The organism is Bradyrhizobium sp. USDA 4516 (genome assembly GCF_054055915.1).
In genome coordinates, this window is the sequence record NZ_JBSRXT010000001.1 from 2,921,696 (window position 1) to 2,938,062 (window position 16,367).

The following is a 16,367-nucleotide window of genomic DNA, read 5'->3' on the forward strand; positions in this document are numbered from 1 at the left end:
CTCGCGGAGTCCCCTAGCGCCGCTCGATTGACCCGAGTTCGACGATCCAGCCCTGTCCGCCGGTCCGGCTGGAGTGTAGCTTTGGCTCAATAATCCAATATTTAGTGGCCTCGGTCAATTCGGCCTCTACATCTTGACCCTTCAAAAACAGCGCCTTGGCGCCCTTTTTGACCCACGGCTCCGCAAAGCCGATGAGTTGATGTAACGGAGCCAGCGCCCGCGCGGTGACGCAATCGATGGGCCCCGGGGTTCTATCCACAGTATCCCCGATATCAGCCAGGTGCACCGTCCCCGGCGAGCCCGTCACCCGTATCGCCTCGCGCAAGAATGCCGCCTTCTTGGCGATTCGCTCAACCAAATGAATCGACGCGCCCGGAGTTTCGGCCAGTGCGCAGGCCAGCACGACGCCGGGGAAGCCGCCGCCGCTACCGAGATCGACCCACGACTTCGCCGTCGGCGCCAGACTCAGGAGCTGCAGCGAATCGGAGACGTGGCGGGTCCAGAGGGTCGGCAGCGTCGATGGCGCGACGAGATTGGTCTTGGCCTGCCACGCCAGGAGGAGGGCGACGTAGCGGTCGAGCCGCGCCTCTGTTTCACGTGAAACAGGCGTCAGCGCGAGCGCCGCGGCCTTGTCCTTGGCGGAGACACTGAGTTCGGCGGATTGCGAAATTGAAGCCATTCTCTGGAATGCCGGTCGAGCTCGTCGTTGCGAGCGAAGCGAAGCAATCCGTAGTGCCGCGTGAGGAAGCGATGGATTGCTTCGTCGCTTCCGCTCCTCGCAATGACGAGGGCCGCCGCCGTTTCACGTGAAACGTCAGGCAGAGGCCTTCGCAGTCTTCCGTCGCGCCTCGCGCCGCAGATAGGCCGCTAGGATACCCAATGCCGCCGGCGTCATGCCGTCGATCCGGCCCGCCTGCCCGACCGTCCGCGGCTGCGCCTTCTGCAGCTTGACGCGCGCTTCGTTCGAAAGACCGGGAACATCGGCATAGTCGACGTCGGTCAGAACCAGACCCTCGTCACGCCGGAAGGCATCGACATCGGCGGTCTGGCGCTTCAGATAGACATCGTATTTGGCATCGATCTCGAGATGCACCGCGATCGCAGGGTCAATGGCCGACAGCTCCGGCCAGATGGCCCGGACCGCGGGCCACTCGATCTCGGGGTAAGCCAGCAACTCGAAGGCCGACCGGCGGTGGCCGTCGCGATTGAGCGCGAGCCCGTGCTTGGCGGCCTCATTCGGCGTAATCGCGAGCGATTTCGCCAGCCGCTTGGCCGCCCCCAGCGCCGCCATCTTGGTCCGATGGCGCTCGGCGCGCGCCGTTCCGACGCATCCGAGCGCAATGCCCTTGTCGGTCAGGCGCTGGTCGGCATTGTCAGCACGCAGCGTCAGCCGATATTCGGCGCGCGAAGTGAACATGCGATACGGCTCGGTGATCCCGCGGGTCACGAGATCGTCGATCATCACGCCGAGATAGCCGTCGGCGCGGTCGAACACGATCGGATCTGCACTGCCGGCAGCGAGCGCGGCATTGAGTCCGGCGATAACACCCTGCCCCGCGGCCTCCTCATAGCCCGTGGTGCCATTGATCTGGCCGGCCAGGAAAAGCCCGCGCAGACGCTTGGTCTGCAGGGTCGGATCGAGCTCGCGCGGGTCGACGTGGTCGTATTCGATCGCATAGCCCGGCCGGACCATCTTGACCCGCTCGAGGCCCGGGATGCTGGCGAGGATCGCAAGCTGGACCTCTTCCGGCAGCGAGGTCGAGATGCCGTTCGGATAGACCGTGGTGTCGTCGAGCCCTTCCGGCTCCAGGAAGATCTGATGACCGTCGCGGTCGCCGAAGCGGACGATCTTGTCCTCGATCGAGGGGCAATAGCGCGGTCCGGAGCTCTTGATCTGGCCGGAATACATCGGCGAGCGATGCACATTGGCCCGGATCACCTCGTGGGCCGCCGGCGTGGTCCGGGTGATGCCGCACTGGATCTGCGGGGTCGTAATCCGGTCAGTCATGACCGAAAACGGCTCCGGAGGCTCGTCTCCAGGCTGCATTTCGACCGCGGACCAGTCGATCGTGGTGCCGTCGAGGCGCGGCGGTGTCCCGGTCTTGAGCCGGCCGAGCACAAACCCTGCCCGTTCGAAGGACGCAGACAGGCCCATGGCCGGCGCCTCGCCGACCCGGCCCGCCGGCCAATTCTTCTTGCCGAGATGAATCAGACCACGCAGGAAGGTCCCGGTCGTGATGACAACCGCCCCCGCCGACAGCCGGCGGCCATCGCCCAGGCAAATGCCGGTCACGCGACCATCGACGACGATCAGTTCATCCGCCTCGCCTTCGATGATGCTGAGGTTCGCGGTCTCGGTGATCGCCGCCTGCATCGCCGCAGCGTAGAGCTTGCGGTCAGCCTGGGCCCGGGGGCCACGAACCGCTGGACCCTTCCGGCGATTCAGCATGCGAAACTGGATGCCGCCGGCGTCGGCCACCCGGCCCATCAGACCGTCCAGCGCGTCGACTTCGCGGACCAGATGGCCCTTGCCGAGCCCGCCGACGGCGGGATTGCACGACATCGCGCCGATGGTCACGAAACGATGGGTTACCAGGGCGGTCTTGGCGCCCATCCGGGCAGAAGCGCTCGCGGCCTCGCAGCCGGCATGGCCGCCGCCGATGACGATGACGTCAAATGAATCTGCCCTGGAAGTCATGCCGGGACTTCTATCGTGGAGTCGTGAAAGCCGGAAGAACGAAGTTGGGATCGCCGCTCTGAGACCGAAGCCCGAGGCAAATATGGACTGCTTCGCCTCGCTCGCAATGACAGGCGGAACCGTTTCACGTGAAACAGTGCGGCTGTCTGACCGGCAATTGTTTCACGTGAAACAGGCCGAGGGCTCCTTAACCGGATCGAAACCACGTTTCACGTGAAACAAGATGGGCGCCCGCTACTTCCCGACGCAGAACTCGCGGAAGATAACATCAAGGATGTCTTCAACATCCACCCGGCCGAGCAAACGACCGAGTGAGTAGGCAGCTCGGCGCAGTTCCTCCGCCGCCAGCTCTTCCCCCTGCCCGACCACGTCGATGCTGCGCTGAAGGGATTCGACGGTCTCCTGCAATAATCCGCGCTGCCGCGTCCGACTGATCAAGCCGCCTTCGCTGGTTCCAAAATAGTCCTGAGCGAACCCGACCAGCGCGGCGATCAGCTCTGGCAACCCATCACCACGAGCAGCCGAGATCCTGAATTCGGGGTAACTGCCGCCCTCACCCGCCGCGGTCCTGACCAGGTCGATCTTGTTCCGCACCAGCCAGGTCGGCGTCGCTCCGCCATGTCCCGCCTTTGCATCGCCGCTGTCGGCCAGCCACAGCACCAGGTCCGCCTCCGCGGCGCGGGCGCGGGCGCGGCGGACGCCCTCCTGCTCCACCGGGTCGTCGGTCTCGCGAATGCCGGCGGTGTCGATGACCGTCACCGGATAGCCGTCGAGGTCGAGCTGCACCTCGATCACATCGCGGGTTGTTCCGGCATGCGGCGAGACGATCGCGACCTCGCGCTTGGCAAGCTGATTGATCAGGGTCGATTTGCCGACATTCGGCGGACCCGCAATCGCGACCACGAGGCCGTCGCGCAGCCGTTCACCTTGCCCCTGCCCTGCAAGGACTTGCTTGATCTCATCATGCAGCGCGCGAATCCGCTTGAGCGCCGGCGCGATCAGCTCGGCCGGCACATCGCCTTCGTCTGAGAAATCGATGCCGGCCTCGATCAGCGCCGACGCCGCGATGATCCGCTCGCGCCAGTCCCGCGCGCGGTCGCCGAGCAACCCCTTCAGCTGGCGCAGCGCCTGGCGCCTTTGACGGTCGGTGTCGGCGTGGATCAGGTCGTCGAGGCCCTCGGCCTCGGTCAGGTCGAGCTTGCCGTTCTCGAAGGCCCGCCGGGTGAACTCGCCCGGCTCGGCCGGCCGCACATTGTCGAATGCCGCGATCGCATCGAACATCGCCGCCAACACCGCGCGTCCGCCATGGACATGAAATTCGGCGACGTCTTCGCCGGTGGCACTGGCCGGGCCTGGAAACCACAGCACGACCGCGTCATCGATCGGTTGATGGTTCGAATCGCGGAGCAGCGCGCGGGTCGCCAGCCGCGGCACCGGCGTCTTGCCCGCCAGTCCTGCAATGACCGACTCGGCCATTGGGCCAGACAACCTGACGATGGCGATCGCACTCGGCGGCCGCCCCGAGGATAATGCGAAAATAGTCTGGTCGCGCGGATGCATCGCCTATTTCTTCCAGCAAATCGGCAAAGGCAATGCCGCTTCGATTTCGCACGCCTTCCCGCAGAAGAATGTTGCAGCGCAGCATCGTCTGGTTTCACTGCAAACAGCCGCGCAGCAATTTTGCTGCGGGTGTCGTCAGCTAGCTCACAAAGCTACGATATAAATATAAATAAATTCAGATAGTTAAATGAGAAGTTAGTGGGGGGAGCCGCTCCCTTTATGCTGCACTTCGCTGCAGCAAATCCGCAGCATGAAAAAAGGCGCCCCGTTTGTGCGGAGCGCCTGTTCTTTTCGGCCGTGGCCTCAGGTGTTCATGGAATCGAAGAATTCCGAGTTGCTCTTCGTATTGCGGAGCTTGTCGAGCAGGAAGTCGATGGCGTCCATGGTGCCCATCGGATTGAGGATGCGGCGCAGGACGTACATCTTCTTCAGCACCTGCGGATCAGTGATCAGCTCCTCCTTGCGGGTGCCGGAACGGGCAATATCGATCGCCGGGAAGGTCCGCTTGTCCGAAACCTTGCGGTCGAGGATCAGTTCGGAGTTACCGGTGCCCTTGAACTCTTCGAAGATGACTTCGTCCATGCGGCTGCCGGTATCGACCAGCGCGGTCGCGATGATGGTCAGCGAACCGCCCTCCTCGATGTTGCGCGCGGCACCGAAGAAGCGCTTCGGCCGCTGCAGCGCGTTGGCGTCGACACCGCCGGTCAGCACCTTGCCGGATGACGGCACGACGGTGTTGTAGGCGCGGCCGAGGCGCGTGATCGAATCGAGCAGGATCACGACGTCGCGGCCGTGCTCGACGAGGCGCTTGGCCTTCTCGATCACCATCTCGGCGACCTGGACGTGACGTACCGCAGGCTCGTCGAAGGTCGACGACACCACCTCGCCCTTCACCGAGCGCTGCATGTCCGTGACTTCTTCCGGACGCTCGTCGATCAGCAGCACAATCAGATAGCAGTCGGGATGATTGGCGGTGATGGAGTGCGCGATGTTCTGCATCAGCACCGTTTTGCCGGTGCGCGGCGGCGCCACGATCAGCGCGCGCTGGCCCTTGCCGATCGGCGCGACGATATCGATCACGCGGGCGGAAAGGTCCTTCTTGGTGGAATCCTCGAGCTCCATGCGGAAACGCTGATTGGGAAACAGCGGCGTGAGGTTGTCGAAATTGACCTTGTGCTTCGACTTTTCCGGATCTTCGAAATTGAGCGTGTTGACTTTCAGCAGCGCGAAATAGCGTTCGCCTTCCTTCGGGCTGCGAATATGGCCTTCGATCGTGTCGCCGGTGCGCAGGCCGAAACGGCGGATCTGCGACGGCGAAACGTAGATGTCGTCGGGACCGGGCAGGTAGTTCGCGTCGGGCGAACGAAGGAAGCCGAAGCCGTCGGACAGCACCTCGACAACGCCCTCACCGATAATGTCGGTCTCGGCGATCGCGAGCTGCTTGAGAATTGCGAACATCAGCTCCTGCTTGCGCATGGTGCTGGCATTCTCGACCCCATTCTCTTCCGCAAACGAGACGAGCTCGGCCGGCGTTTTCGATTTGAGGTCCTGGAGTTTGATTTCCCGCATTGGGGTCGTCCTGTGAGGAAGTAGGTAGGGAAGGGGTGCGAGGTGGCTCTGGAAAAAGCGGACGCCAAAGGAAGGTCCGCAGGTCTCAGCCAGGAAAGTGCCGTTTGGGCTTTCAAACCTGATGCGGCGCCGGTCCGAAAAGAACCGGAACGCGACCACATCCGCCTGCGTGGGGTGGGATAAATCCTATATAGAAAATCGATTCGTCCTTCGCAAGAAGGACTGAAGCATGCGTCTTGACCATCGTGATGTCTAGAACGGCTTCACCACCACCATGATCACGATCAGGATCATCAGAACCGTCGGCACCTCATTGATAATACGATAGAATTTCTGGGTTCGTTGATTCCGGTCGGCGGCGAAATCCTTCACGCAGCGGGACAAAAAGCCGTGGATACCCGACATGGCGAGCACCAGCGCAAATTTGACGTGAAACCAGCCGGATAGGTACCAGTGTCCGGCCCAGACCAGGAAAAGCCCGGCCAGCCAGGTCACGATCATCGCGGGGTTGATGATCCCCTTCAAAAGCCGCCGCTCCATGATCTTGAAGGTCTCGGACTGCCTGGAGCCGACCTCGGCCTCGCAATGATAGACGAACAGCCGCGGCAGATAGAGCATGCCGGCCATCCACGAGATCACGGCGACGATGTGCAGGGCCTTGACCCAGGCATAGATCGGCAGGGCGTTGATCCAGTCGAACATCGCAGTGATGCCTTTCGGGGAACAGTTCGGGAGGGCTCAGCGCTGCGCGCAAGGCTTCGCCGGCGAGGGACGGATACATATCCGCACACACGGCTCTCCTAAACCTAATTAATTTTAGAATCTAAGGTTTGAGTCTTAATGGCAGTGAATTTGACTCATGCAATCCGGTCCAGCGGTTGCTGCGCGCTTGTTCACATCCCTCAACATTCCGGTCGGCGGCGGCGGATATCCGGAATCTGTCGCAGGACTCAATTGGTTGTGCGCCTCTATGGCCAGCTTATGAAGAGACAAATCCACACTGCTTCACTATCATCTCCGCCATGACGTCGACTTATCCTTTTGCGACGTGCTGTGAAGAAGGGGGCGAGATATACAGGGGCCTGGCCATGGACCCGGATTCTTCTCCTCGACCTCCACAGGGATTCACAGGATAGACAGGGGCTCTGGTGCCGACGACTTCCAATTATTTCCACCTGCATCTGGTGTCGGACTCGACCGGCGAGACGCTGATCACCGTGGCGCGCGCGGTCGCCGCGCAATACGCCAATGTGACCGCGGTCGAGCATGTCTATCCCCTGGTGCGCAGCCAGAAGCAGCTCGATCGCGTGCTCGACGAGATCGAGGAATCGCCCGGCATCGTCCTGTTCACGCTGCTGGAGAAGGATCTGGTCGGCCGGCTCGAGGGCAAGTGCAAGGAGATCAACGTTCCGAGCCTGTCGATCATCGGGCCTGTGATGCAGTTGTTCGAGGCGTATCTGGGTGCCGCGACGACCGGGCGCGTCGGCGCGCAGCACGTGCTGAACGCGGAATATTTCCGCCGCATCGATGCGTTGAACTACACGATGATGCATGACGATGGTCAGCATGTCGAAGGCCTCGAGGAGGCCGATGTCGTGCTGGTCGGGGTATCCCGCACCTCGAAGACACCGACCTCGATCTATCTCGCCAACCGCGGCATCCGAACGGCGAATGTGCCGCTGGTGCCGGGCATCCCGCTGCCGCACCAGCTCGAGACCCTGAAGAAGCCGCTGGTGGTCAGCCTGCATGCGACGCCCGAGCGCCTGATCCAGGTCCGGCAGAACCGCCTGCTCACGATGGGCGACCGCGACAATGACACCTACATCGACAAGCAGTCGGTAGCCGACGAGGTCGCCTTTGCCCGGCGCCTCAGCGCGAAATTCAACTGGGCGCTGCTCGACGTCACACGGCGTTCGATCGAGGAGACCGCGGCCGCGGTGATGAAACTCTTCAACGACCGCCAGCGCGCGCGGCCGTCGGAATGATTCCCACGTCATGAGCATCTGGCGCGGCCCACAGAAGCTGATCCTCGCGTCGCAGAGCCGCGCGCGAAAGATGCTGCTTGAAAATGCCGGCCTCGATTTCGAGGCGCTGCCGGCCGACATCGATGAACGCGCGGTGCAGAAGAATTCCGGCCTTTCGGCCCCGGGCGAGATCGCATCGCTCCTGGCGCGCGAGAAGGCGTTGTTCGTCTCCAGGCAGAGGCCCGGTCAATATGTCGTCGGCGCCGACCAGACGCTGGCGCTGGGGCAGCGCATGTTCAGCAAGCCCGCCGGCCGCACGCAGGCGGCCGAGCAGCTCGGCCTGCTCGCCGGACGGACCCATGAGCTGCATTCCGCCGTCTCGGTCGCACGCGATGGAAAGGTCCTGTTCAGCGATGTGGGCGTGGCCCGCATGACGATGCGACGGCTCGCTGCCGCCGAGATCGAGAGCTATCTCAACCATGCCGGGGAGGCGGTGACGACCAGCGTCGGCGCCTACCAGCTCGAGGGCCTCGGCGTGCATCTGTTCGAGCGGATCGAAGGTGACCATTTCACCATCCTCGGCCTGCCGCTATTGTCGCTGCTGGCGTTCCTGCGTGCTGAGAAACTGCTCGCGGTGTGAGGCGTGGCGACGGGAGAGATGCTGAACCGATGTTGATAGTTGGACTGACCGGCTCGATTGGGATGGGGAAATCCACCACGGCCAAACTGTTCATGGAGGCCGGCGTGCCGGTGTACGACGCCGATGCGGCCGTGCATCAGCTCTACGAAGGCGAAGCTGCGCCGGCGATCGAGGCCGCCTTTCCCGGCACCACTGCCGGCGGCAAGGTCGATCGCGCGAAACTGTCGGCGCGCGTGGTGCACGATCCTGCTGCGATGAAGCGGCTCGAGCAGATCGTGCATCCGATGCTCGGCGCGTCGCGCCAGAAATTCTTCGCCGATGCGGAAGCCGCAGGTAACCCGATCGTCGTTGTCGACGTGCCGCTATTGTTCGAGACCGGCGGCGAGAAGCGCGTCGATGCCGTGGTTGTCGTCACCACGTCGCCGGAACTGCAGCGCGAGCGGGTGCTGGCCCGCGGCACGATGGATGCGGCCAAGCTCGACGCCATCATCGCCAAGCAGATGTCCGACGCCGAGAAGCGAAAACGCGCGGATTTCATAGTGGATACCTCGCACGGCCTAGATCCGGTGCGGGCGCGTATCCGCGACATTCTGGCCGAGGTTGTTAAGATGCCGAAGCGGCGCGCCTGATTCGCCCGCCTTTTCGGATTCATTCACGTCATGCGCGAAATCGTTCTCGATACCGAAACCACTGGCCTCGATCCGCTGCGCGGCGACCGGCTGGTGGAAATCGGCTGCGTCGAGATTTTCAACCGCATGCCGACGGGACAGACCTACCACGTCTACATCAATCCCGAGCGCGACATGCCGGCGGAGGCGTTCGCCGTGCATGGGCTGTCGACCGAGTTCCTGGCCTCCAAGCCGCTGTTCACTGAAGTGGTCGACGAGTTCCTGGCCTTCATTGGCGATACGCCGCTGGTGATCCACAACGCGTCGTTCGACATCAGCTTCATCAACGCCGAGCTCGACCGCATCAAGCGGAAGGCGATCCCGAAGGACCAGCTGGTCGATACGCTGCTGCTGGCACGGCGCAAGCATCCCGGCGTGTCGAACCGGCTCGACGATCTCTGTTCGCGCTATCAGATCGACAATTCCCGCCGCACCAAGCACGGCGCCTTGCTCGACGCCGAGCTGTTGGCCGAGGTCTATATCGACCTGATCGGCGCGCGGCAGTCGCAGCTGATCCTGGCATCGGAAACGTCGGATGCGCGTGTGGGCGGCCATAGTGGTGACATGCCGCGGCGGCAGCGCGAAACCCCGCTACTCGCGCGGGTCAGTGACGCCGATCGAGAGGCCCACAGGGCCTTCATTGCCACGCTCGGCGACAAGCCGATCTGGAACGATTACCTGCCGCCGCCAGCGCCTGCTGCGGCACCGGCGGCCTAATCAAGATTGCTCTGTATCCCCGTCATCCTGAGGAGCCGCGAAGCGGCGTCTCGAAGGATGAACGGCCCAGCTGGTGGCCCGTCGATCCTTCGAGACGCGCTTCGCGCTCCTCAGGATGACGGGGGTAAGGTCATTGAACTTTGCAGGATCAGCTCGGCTTGACGCCGGGAGCGGCTTGGCCGGCCGCCTGCCGCTCCATGTTCTGGCGGTAAAGACCGAGGAAATCGACGGGGTCGAGCAACAAGGGCGGGAAGCCGCCGTCGCGGACCGCGGTCGCGACGATCTCGCGTGCGAACGGGAACAGCAGCCGCGGGCACTCGATCATCACCAGCGGGTGCAGGTTCTCCTTCGGCACATTCACGATCCGGAAGACGCCGGCATAGGCGAGGTCGAAGCTGAACATCACCTTGCCTGCGGTCTCGGCCTTGCCCTCGATCGAGAGGATCACCTCGTACTCGTTCTCCGACAGGTTGTTGGCGGAGACGTTGATCTGGATGTTGATCGCCGGCTGCTGTTGCTGCTGGCCGAGCGAAGCCGGCGCATTCGGGTTCTCGAACGACAGGTCCTTAGTGTACTGCGCCAGTACGTTGAGCTGGGGAGCGGGTTGTTCGACGGGGGCGCCGTTGCCATTGGTCATGAAAATGTCTCCTGGAGCAGCGCTCGATGGACAGAATGTCCGACGGCACGCGTTAAGGTGTTGAGAATGCCGATGCCGGGCGAGTGGCTATCATAGGCCCGGCTCGGTCCACAAGGACGACGAAAGGGCGGGCGGGCGGCAAATTCTCCCGGCAAAGGGCAGCGCGCGCGAGCCTGTCCAATCTCTTAACAGCTTCCTAAATTATTGAAGATGCGCGATTTCCTGAAAAGGAACGGTTTCCCCCGGGGGTCAAAACGCGCTACACTACCCGTGCCAAAAAGCGCCATTGGCCGGGCATAGTTTCGTGCCTACATCTTCGGACTCTATCGGTGATGTGATCTCTGCTGTTCCCGACCGGGAACGCTTTGACGGCCGGCCCGTTGCCGGCAGAGACCAGAAAGCGAATTCGACGTGGATATTTACACCATCATCTTCCTGGCGCTGGCCGTGTTTATCTTCCTGCGCCTGCGCAGCGTTCTCGGACAGCGCACGGGAAGCGAGCGGCCGCCTTATGATCGCGCCGCGCCCAACGTCGTGCAGCGCGGTCAGGACAACAACGTCGTTCCGATCCCGGGATCGGTAATCGACCAGCCGGCCTCGGCGGCGCCCGCCGAGCCGGTCGAGCCCACGGAACGCTGGAAGGGCATCGCCGAGCCCGGCACGGCGCTGGCGCAGGGTCTCGACGCGGTGGCCGTCCAGGATTCCTCGTTCGATCCGCGGCATTTCCTATCAGGTGCCCGCTCGGCCTATGAAATGATCGTGCTGGCCTTCGCCAATGGCGATCGCCGCGCGCTGCGCGACCTGCTGTCGACCGAGGTCTATGAAAGCTTCGAGGCCGCGATCAAGGATCGCGAGAAGCACGAGCAGAAGACCGAGACGCGGTTCGTCTCGATCGACAAGGCCGAGATCGTGAGCGCGGAGACGCGCGACCGCTCGACTCAGCTCACCGTCCGCTTCGTGTCGCAGATGATCTCGGTCACGCGCGACAAGGCCGGCACCATCGTCGACGGCAGCCCGGACAAGGTCGCCGACATCACCGATATCTGGACATTCGCCCGCGACTCGACTTCCCGCGATCCGAATTGGAAGCTGGTTGGCACTGGAAGCGCTCACTAAGCATCTCAGCTACGGGCGGCTCGCGGTGGCGTGCTGCGCGCTCGCGGTGCTGTGCTCCACCGCAGCGATTGCCGCGCGCTACAGATCAAGCCGGCACCCTCCGCCGCGACACGAGCATAGCCACCCGATCCCCTATCCCAATCTGGAAATGCCGCTGCAGGTCAGCGGCAGCCAGTACGAGCCGCTCGCCTGGTCCAACGTCGCCGGCTGGAGCGCCGACGATCATCTCGCGGCCTACCAGGCGTTTCGCACCAGCTGCAAGCCGATCGCGGCCCAGCAGGGTGCGCCTGCAGATTCGAAAGCGCTTGGAAGCTCGCTGCGCGATCCCTGCCGGATCGCCAAGGGACTCGCGCTGAGCGACGGCGTCAAGGCGAAGGACTTCTTCGAGCAGAATTTCGTGCCGTTGCGTATCTCGCGGCTCGGCGAGGACGCCGGCTTCGTCACCGGTTACTACGAGCCGGTGCTCGATGGATCGCGGACCCAGACCGACGTCTACAACGTGCCGGTCTATCGCCGTCCGTCCAACCTGTTCGTGCGCGGCAAGACGCAGAATTCGGTCGGGCTGCCCAATGGCGGCGCGGTGTATCGCAAGATCGGCCGCCGCAAGCTCGTGCCCTATTACGACCGCGGCCAGATCGAGGACGGCGCGATCGCCGGCCGCGGGCTCGAGATCTGCTGGCTGAAGAGCCAGACCGATCTCCTGTTCGCGCAGATCCAAGGCTCGGCGCGGATCAAGCTCGAGGACGGCATCACGCTGCGCATCAATTACGACGCGCATAATGGTTATCCCTATACGCCGGTCGGACGCGTCCTGATCGACCGCGGCATCATCCCGAAGGATCAGATGTCGATGCAGAAGATCAGGGAGTGGATGGAGCAGAACCCCGACGGCGCCAAGGACCTGCGCCGGCAAAACCGCTCCTTCGTCTTCTTCCGCGAGGTTCCGCTGTCCGACAAGGACGAGGCCGTCGGCGCGCAGGGCGTGCCGCTGACGCCGGGCCGCTCGATCGCGGTCGACAAGGCGCTGCATGTCTACGGCACGCCGTTCTTCATCGCCGGCGAGCTGCCGATCGAATCCGAGCAGTCGAAGACGCCGTTCCACCGGCTGATGATCGCGCAGGACACTGGCTCTGCGATCGTCGGCCCGGCGCGCGCCGATCTTTATTTCGGCGCCGGCGCGGAAGCTGGAAAGGTCTCGGGCCGCCTGCGGCACAACATGCAGTTCGTCATGCTGGTGCCGAGGGGTCTCGACCCTGTCGCGCGCGGCCACAAGCTGCCTCTCCCGGATGAGCGGCCCTCGGCCAAGATCGCAAAGCTGTTTCCGCAGACCGAGCCGCCGAAGGACAAGCCGGCGGCGAAGGCTGCGGATGTGCCGACCGCCGGCATCGCCAGAAGCGCGGTGAAAGACTCAGGCAATAGCGCCGCCAGGAACCCGGCCGCGAAGGATGTCGCGCCCGCAACGCCGGCAGCAACGACCCCTGTCGCGCAGGCCGCACCTGTGGCAGAACCGGTGCCGCTGCCGGTCGCCCGGCCCGATATTCCGCAACCGGAGAAGCGGCGCTTCCGGCGCTATCGCCATTACCGCGATCAATGAAACGACCCGCGCCGATCCCCGATCTGTCCGCGCCGTCGCGGCGCAAGCGCGCGCTGAGCGAAGAGGAGCGCGCGCTCTGGGAGAGCGTGGCAAAGCAGGTCAAGCCACTGCGCAAGCGGCCGGTCGCCGCGAAGGCCCCCGCCGCCGCCTCTGACCCGGCCACCCATCACGCGATTGCCAAGCCCATCCCGGTCAAGCCGGCGACAGCGGTCAAGGCTGCGCCGGCGCAACGCCCGCACGCGCCGCCGCTGGCGCCGATCGGCCGTCGCGAACGTGCAAAGCTCTCGCGCGGCCGGCAGGAGATCGATGCGCGGCTCGATCTGCACGGCATGACCCAGCTGCGCGCGCATCGCGTGCTGTTCACCTTCCTGCAGCGCGCGCACAGCGACGGGCTCACTTTCGTGCTCGTCATCACCGGCAAGGGCAAGGTCGGTGGTCTCGATTCCGAACGCGGCGTGCTGCGCCGCCAGGTCCCGGAATGGCTCAGCCTGCCGGAATTCCGCTCGCTGGTTGTCGGCTTCGAGGAAGCGCATATCGGCCATGGCGGCGAGGGCGCGCTTTACGTGCGTGTCCGGCGCGCGCGAGCCTAAAGCTAAAACGGGCGGACGATCCCGACGCGCGGGATCAGCGTTACGATCCAGCCTGATATCGTCGTCTTGCGGTCGTCCGACGGGATCGCCGGCACGTCCTTCGACGCCGGCAGCATCCTGGTGGCATGCAGCATCAGGAACATGCAGACCGCCCAGTTCGAGATCCAGCGCGAATAGTCGAACACGGTCACGAACATCACGAAATAGCCGGCGCTGATCACAACGAGCGCTCCGAGCACGATCCGGCGATGCAGTTCACTCGCGAGCGCGCCAATCAGTCGCGCGAAATAGCGCCACAGCGGCGTGTGCAGCCAGATCAGCAGCGCAAACACCGGAACGCCCAGGATGTTCGAGGGCATGCGCGCCCAGGTGTCGGCGAACTCCTTCGACAGCGGCTGGTACCAGATGTAGCCGAACTGAAGCAGGTCGGTGCGTGACGGATCGGCCATCCGGCTCTGCAGATGACGGATGAATTCGTCATAGGGCACGTCGACCGTGCCAGCGAATTGCGCGACCAGGAACAGGATGCCGATGCCTGCGAGCGCTGCGATGCCGAAGACGGCGTTCCGCGGCGTCACGCCCTGCACCAGATAAAAGCGCAGCACCACGATCGCCGTGATGGTCGGCACATACATCAAGACGAAGATGTGATGGACCAGGATCAGCAGGATCGAGAACAGCGCGGCAATCAGCACATACGCCACTGAGCGCGCCGGGATCAGCAGCAGCACGATCGTCAGCGCACAGCCATAGATGTCGAAATGGCCGAGCGTGTGCATGAAGTTCTTCAGGAAGAACGGCGAGCCCGCGATGAAGACGAATAACGGCCAATGCGCGTCGTTGAAGCCGAATGTGCGGCGGAACAGTTTGATGAACAGCCCCAGCGTCACCAGCCAGATCGCGCCGGCCAGCGCGAACACCAGCCATACGGGCACCTTGTCGGTGAACAGCGACACGATCGCCCCGACCAGCGCGCGCTTGGTGAAGCCGTAATGATAGTCGACCAGCAGATGGATGTAGGGAACGAAGGGCGGCAGCGCGATCTTGTGCAGGAACACGCCGACCAGCACCGCCGCATTGACGGCCAGCATCAGGCGCCAGGGGTTTTGCCGCACCCGCAGATTCATCGATCGCCCACTCTCGTCGTCCCGGGCAAGCGAAGCGCGACCCGGGACCCATAACCACCGAAGGTAGTTCTAGAAGGAATGTCGGCCCGAGTCTTTGTCACCGCGGACTGTCGGGGTTATGGGTCCCGGCTTTCGCCGGGACGACTATGGTGGCCGCCTACAAAATAAATCGGCTCAGGTCGGTGTTCTTGGCGAGGTCGCCGACATGCTTGGTGACGTAGTCGGCGTCGACCTGGATGGTCTCGCCGTGGCGATCGGGCGCGGTGAAGGAGATCTCGTCCAGCACCCGCTCCATCACGGTCTGCAGCCGCCTTGCGCCGATATTCTCGACCGTGGAATTCACCGCCACGGCGACATCGGCCAGCGCGTCGATGGCATTGTCGGTGATGTCGAGCGTGACGCCTTCGGTCTTCATCAGCGCGACATATTGCTTGATCAGCGACGCCTCCGGCTCGGTCAGGATCCGGCGCATGTCGTCGCGGGTCAGTGCCTGCAGCTCGACGCGGATCGGCAGGCGGCCCTGCAGCTCCGGCAAAAGGTCCGACGGCTTGGCGATATGGAACGCACCCGAGGCGATGAACAGGATGTGGTCGGTCTTGACGGCGCCGTGCTTGGTCGAGACCGTGGTGCCCTCGATCAGCGGCAGCAGGTCGCGCTGCACGCCCTCGCGGGAGACGTCGCCGCCGGCGCGGTTCTCGCGCACGCAGATCTTGTCGATCTCGTCGAGGAACACGATGCCGTTGTTCTCGACCGCGTTGATCGCTTCCTGCACCAGCTGATCGGTGTCGAGCAGCTTGTCGGATTCCTCGTTGACGAGGATTTCGTGCGAGCCCTCCACCGTCAGGCGGCGGGTCTTGCTGCGTCCGCCCATCTTGCCGAAGATGTCGCCGAGCGAGATCGCGCCCATCTGGGCGCCGGGCATGCCGGGGATTTCGAACATCGGCATGCCGCTGCCGCCCGACTGCGTCTCGATCTCGATTTCCTTGTCGTTGAGCTCGCCGGCGCGCAGCTTCTTGCGGAACGACTCGCGCGTCGCCGGGCTCGATCCCGGGCCGACCAGCGCGTCCAGCACGCGTTCCTCGGCGGCAAGCTGGGCGCGGGCCTGAACGTCCTTGCGCTTGCGCTCGCGGGTCTGCGCGATCGCGACCTCGACGAGGTCGCGGACGATCTGCTCGACGTCGCGGCCGACATAGCCGACCTCGGTGAACTTGGTGGCCTCGACCTTGAGGAACGGCGCGCCGGCGAGCTTGGCCAGCCGCCGCGCGATCTCGGTCTTGCCGACGCCGGTCGGCCCGATCATCAGGATGTTCTTGGGCAGAACCTCCTCGCGCAGGGAACCGGCGAGCTGCAGCCGCCGCCAGCGGTTGCGCAGCGCGATCGAGACGGCGCGCTTGGCGTCGGTCTGGCCGACGATGAAGCGGTCGAGTTCAGAAACGATTTCACGGGGAGAGAAGTGAGTCATTGGCTCTAGCTAGGTTGGAATCGCG

Annotated in this window: 16 protein-coding genes; 8 read left to right on the top strand and 8 right to left on the bottom strand. The window is 63.8% G+C overall.

Annotated elements, in window-relative coordinates; translation table 11 throughout:
- Positions 1–13: 13 nt before the first annotated feature.
- The 3 genes from rsmG to mnmE form a co-directional block, all read right to left on the bottom strand.
- On the bottom strand, positions 14–679 hold the full coding sequence (gene rsmG / locus ACVI1L_RS13440) for a 16S rRNA (guanine(527)-N(7))-methyltransferase RsmG (RefSeq protein WP_456783086.1): 666 nt from the start codon (positions 677–679) through the stop codon (positions 14–16).
- Between the two features lie 135 nt (positions 680–814).
- A complete protein-coding gene (gene mnmG, locus ACVI1L_RS13445; protein ID WP_456783087.1) occupies positions 815–2,698 on the bottom strand; it encodes a tRNA uridine-5-carboxymethylaminomethyl(34) synthesis enzyme MnmG in 1,884 nt (627 codons plus the stop codon).
- Positions 2,699–2,932: 234 nt separating this feature from the next.
- The gene (gene mnmE, locus ACVI1L_RS13450) at positions 2,933–4,258 is read right to left on the bottom strand and encodes a tRNA uridine-5-carboxymethylaminomethyl(34) synthesis GTPase MnmE (RefSeq protein WP_456783088.1); all 1,326 of its coding nucleotides are present in this window, start codon (positions 4,256–4,258) and stop codon (positions 2,933–2,935) included.
- Here mnmE and ACVI1L_RS13455 point away from each other — a divergent pair.
- On the top strand, positions 4,158–4,421 hold the full coding sequence (locus ACVI1L_RS13455) for a hypothetical protein (RefSeq protein ID WP_456785684.1): 264 nt from the start codon (positions 4,158–4,160) through the stop codon (positions 4,419–4,421). The genes mnmE and ACVI1L_RS13455 overlap by 101 nt on opposite strands.
- A 140-nt stretch (positions 4,422–4,561) precedes the next feature.
- Here the strand turns inward: ACVI1L_RS13455 and rho are convergent, their stop codons facing one another.
- Together rho and hemJ are read right to left on the bottom strand one after the other, a co-directional pair.
- Positions 4,562–5,827 (bottom strand): transcription termination factor Rho, encoded by a 1,266-nt coding sequence (gene rho, locus ACVI1L_RS13460; protein WP_021078151.1) that lies wholly within the window; start codon positions 5,825–5,827, stop codon positions 4,562–4,564.
- Between the two features lie 252 nt (positions 5,828–6,079).
- Positions 6,080–6,502: a protoporphyrinogen oxidase HemJ gene (hemJ, locus tag ACVI1L_RS13465; protein ID WP_057020433.1), complete on the bottom strand. Its 423-nt coding sequence runs from the start codon at positions 6,500–6,502 to the stop codon at positions 6,080–6,082.
- A gap of 473 nt (positions 6,503–6,975) precedes the next feature.
- On the opposite strand from hemJ, the gene ACVI1L_RS13470 reads away from it, so the two are divergent.
- From ACVI1L_RS13470 to dnaQ, 4 genes are read left to right on the top strand one after another with little or no spacing between them, the layout of a single operon-like run.
- Positions 6,976–7,812 (top strand): pyruvate, water dikinase regulatory protein, encoded by an 837-nt coding sequence (locus ACVI1L_RS13470; protein ID WP_016841463.1) that lies wholly within the window; start codon positions 6,976–6,978, stop codon positions 7,810–7,812.
- A gap of 10 nt (positions 7,813–7,822) precedes the next feature.
- On the top strand, positions 7,823–8,431 hold the full coding sequence (locus ACVI1L_RS13475) for a Maf family protein (protein ID WP_253588386.1): 609 nt from the start codon (positions 7,823–7,825) through the stop codon (positions 8,429–8,431).
- Positions 8,432–8,460: 29 nt separating this feature from the next.
- Complete coding sequence (coaE, locus tag ACVI1L_RS13480) at positions 8,461–9,060, top strand: dephospho-CoA kinase (RefSeq protein ID WP_456783089.1); 600 nt, start codon at positions 8,461–8,463, stop codon at positions 9,058–9,060.
- 30 nt (positions 9,061–9,090) lie between these two features.
- Positions 9,091–9,816, top strand: coding sequence for a DNA polymerase III subunit epsilon (gene dnaQ / locus ACVI1L_RS13485; protein WP_168856141.1), 726 nt, complete (start codon positions 9,091–9,093; stop codon positions 9,814–9,816).
- Between the two features lie 148 nt (positions 9,817–9,964).
- Here the strand turns inward: dnaQ and secB are convergent, their stop codons facing one another.
- Positions 9,965–10,453 (bottom strand): protein-export chaperone SecB, encoded by a 489-nt coding sequence (secB, locus tag ACVI1L_RS13490; RefSeq protein WP_057020335.1) that lies wholly within the window; start codon positions 10,451–10,453, stop codon positions 9,965–9,967.
- 411 nt (positions 10,454–10,864) lie between these two features.
- On the opposite strand from secB, the gene ACVI1L_RS13495 reads away from it, so the two are divergent.
- Genes ACVI1L_RS13495 through ACVI1L_RS13505 form a run of 3 tightly spaced genes read left to right on the top strand, consistent with a single transcriptional unit; the run spans position 10,865 to position 13,753 of the window.
- The gene (locus ACVI1L_RS13495) at positions 10,865–11,569 is read left to right on the top strand and encodes a Tim44/TimA family putative adaptor protein (protein WP_057020336.1); all 705 of its coding nucleotides are present in this window, start codon (positions 10,865–10,867) and stop codon (positions 11,567–11,569) included.
- Entirely contained in the window at positions 11,547–13,163 is a 1,617-nt protein-coding gene (gene mltA, locus ACVI1L_RS13500; RefSeq protein ID WP_410469808.1) for a murein transglycosylase A, read from the top strand. The genes ACVI1L_RS13495 and mltA overlap by 23 nt, the downstream gene beginning before the upstream one ends.
- On the top strand, positions 13,160–13,753 hold the full coding sequence (locus ACVI1L_RS13505; protein WP_168856142.1) for a Smr/MutS family protein: 594 nt from the start codon (positions 13,160–13,162) through the stop codon (positions 13,751–13,753). Before mltA ends, ACVI1L_RS13505 begins: the two co-directional genes overlap by 4 nt.
- Positions 13,754–13,755: 2 nt before the next feature.
- Here the strand turns inward: ACVI1L_RS13505 and ACVI1L_RS13510 are convergent, their stop codons facing one another.
- A complete protein-coding gene (locus ACVI1L_RS13510; RefSeq protein WP_456783090.1) occupies positions 13,756–14,880 on the bottom strand; it encodes a hypothetical protein in 1,125 nt (374 codons plus the stop codon).
- Between the two features lie 157 nt (positions 14,881–15,037).
- The gene (gene hslU, locus ACVI1L_RS13515) at positions 15,038–16,342 is read right to left on the bottom strand and encodes an ATP-dependent protease ATPase subunit HslU (RefSeq protein ID WP_057020340.1); all 1,305 of its coding nucleotides are present in this window, start codon (positions 16,340–16,342) and stop codon (positions 15,038–15,040) included.
- Positions 16,343–16,367 lie beyond the last annotated feature (25 nt).

Excerpts from the sequence above, each read along its gene's own strand:
- ACVI1L_RS13510 (WP_456783090.1), bottom strand. The coding sequence starts at position 14,880 with ATGAATCTGCGGGTGCGGCAAAACCCCTGGCGCCTGATGCTGGCCGTC.
- hslU (WP_057020340.1), bottom strand. The coding sequence starts at position 16,342 with ATGACTCACTTCTCTCCCCGTGAAATCGTTTCTGAACTCGACCGCTTC.
- ACVI1L_RS13475 (WP_253588386.1), top strand. The coding sequence starts at position 7,823 with ATGAGCATCTGGCGCGGCCCACAGAAGCTGATCCTCGCGTCGCAGAGC.
- dnaQ (WP_168856141.1), top strand. The coding sequence starts at position 9,091 with ATGCGCGAAATCGTTCTCGATACCGAAACCACTGGCCTCGATCCGCTG.
- mnmG (WP_456783087.1), bottom strand. The coding sequence starts at position 2,698 with ATGACTTCCAGGGCAGATTCATTTGACGTCATCGTCATCGGCGGCGGC.
- mnmE (WP_456783088.1), bottom strand. The coding sequence starts at position 4,258 with ATGCATCCGCGCGACCAGACTATTTTCGCATTATCCTCGGGGCGGCCG.
- ACVI1L_RS13505 (WP_168856142.1), top strand. The coding sequence starts at position 13,160 with ATGAAACGACCCGCGCCGATCCCCGATCTGTCCGCGCCGTCGCGGCGC.
- coaE (WP_456783089.1), top strand. The coding sequence starts at position 8,461 with ATGTTGATAGTTGGACTGACCGGCTCGATTGGGATGGGGAAATCCACC.
- ACVI1L_RS13455 (WP_456785684.1), top strand. The coding sequence starts at position 4,158 with ATGACCGACTCGGCCATTGGGCCAGACAACCTGACGATGGCGATCGCA.
- secB (WP_057020335.1), bottom strand. The coding sequence starts at position 10,453 with ATGACCAATGGCAACGGCGCCCCCGTCGAACAACCCGCTCCCCAGCTC.
- rho (WP_021078151.1), bottom strand. The coding sequence starts at position 5,827 with ATGCGGGAAATCAAACTCCAGGACCTCAAATCGAAAACGCCGGCCGAG.
- rsmG (WP_456783086.1), bottom strand. The coding sequence starts at position 679 with ATGGCTTCAATTTCGCAATCCGCCGAACTCAGTGTCTCCGCCAAGGAC.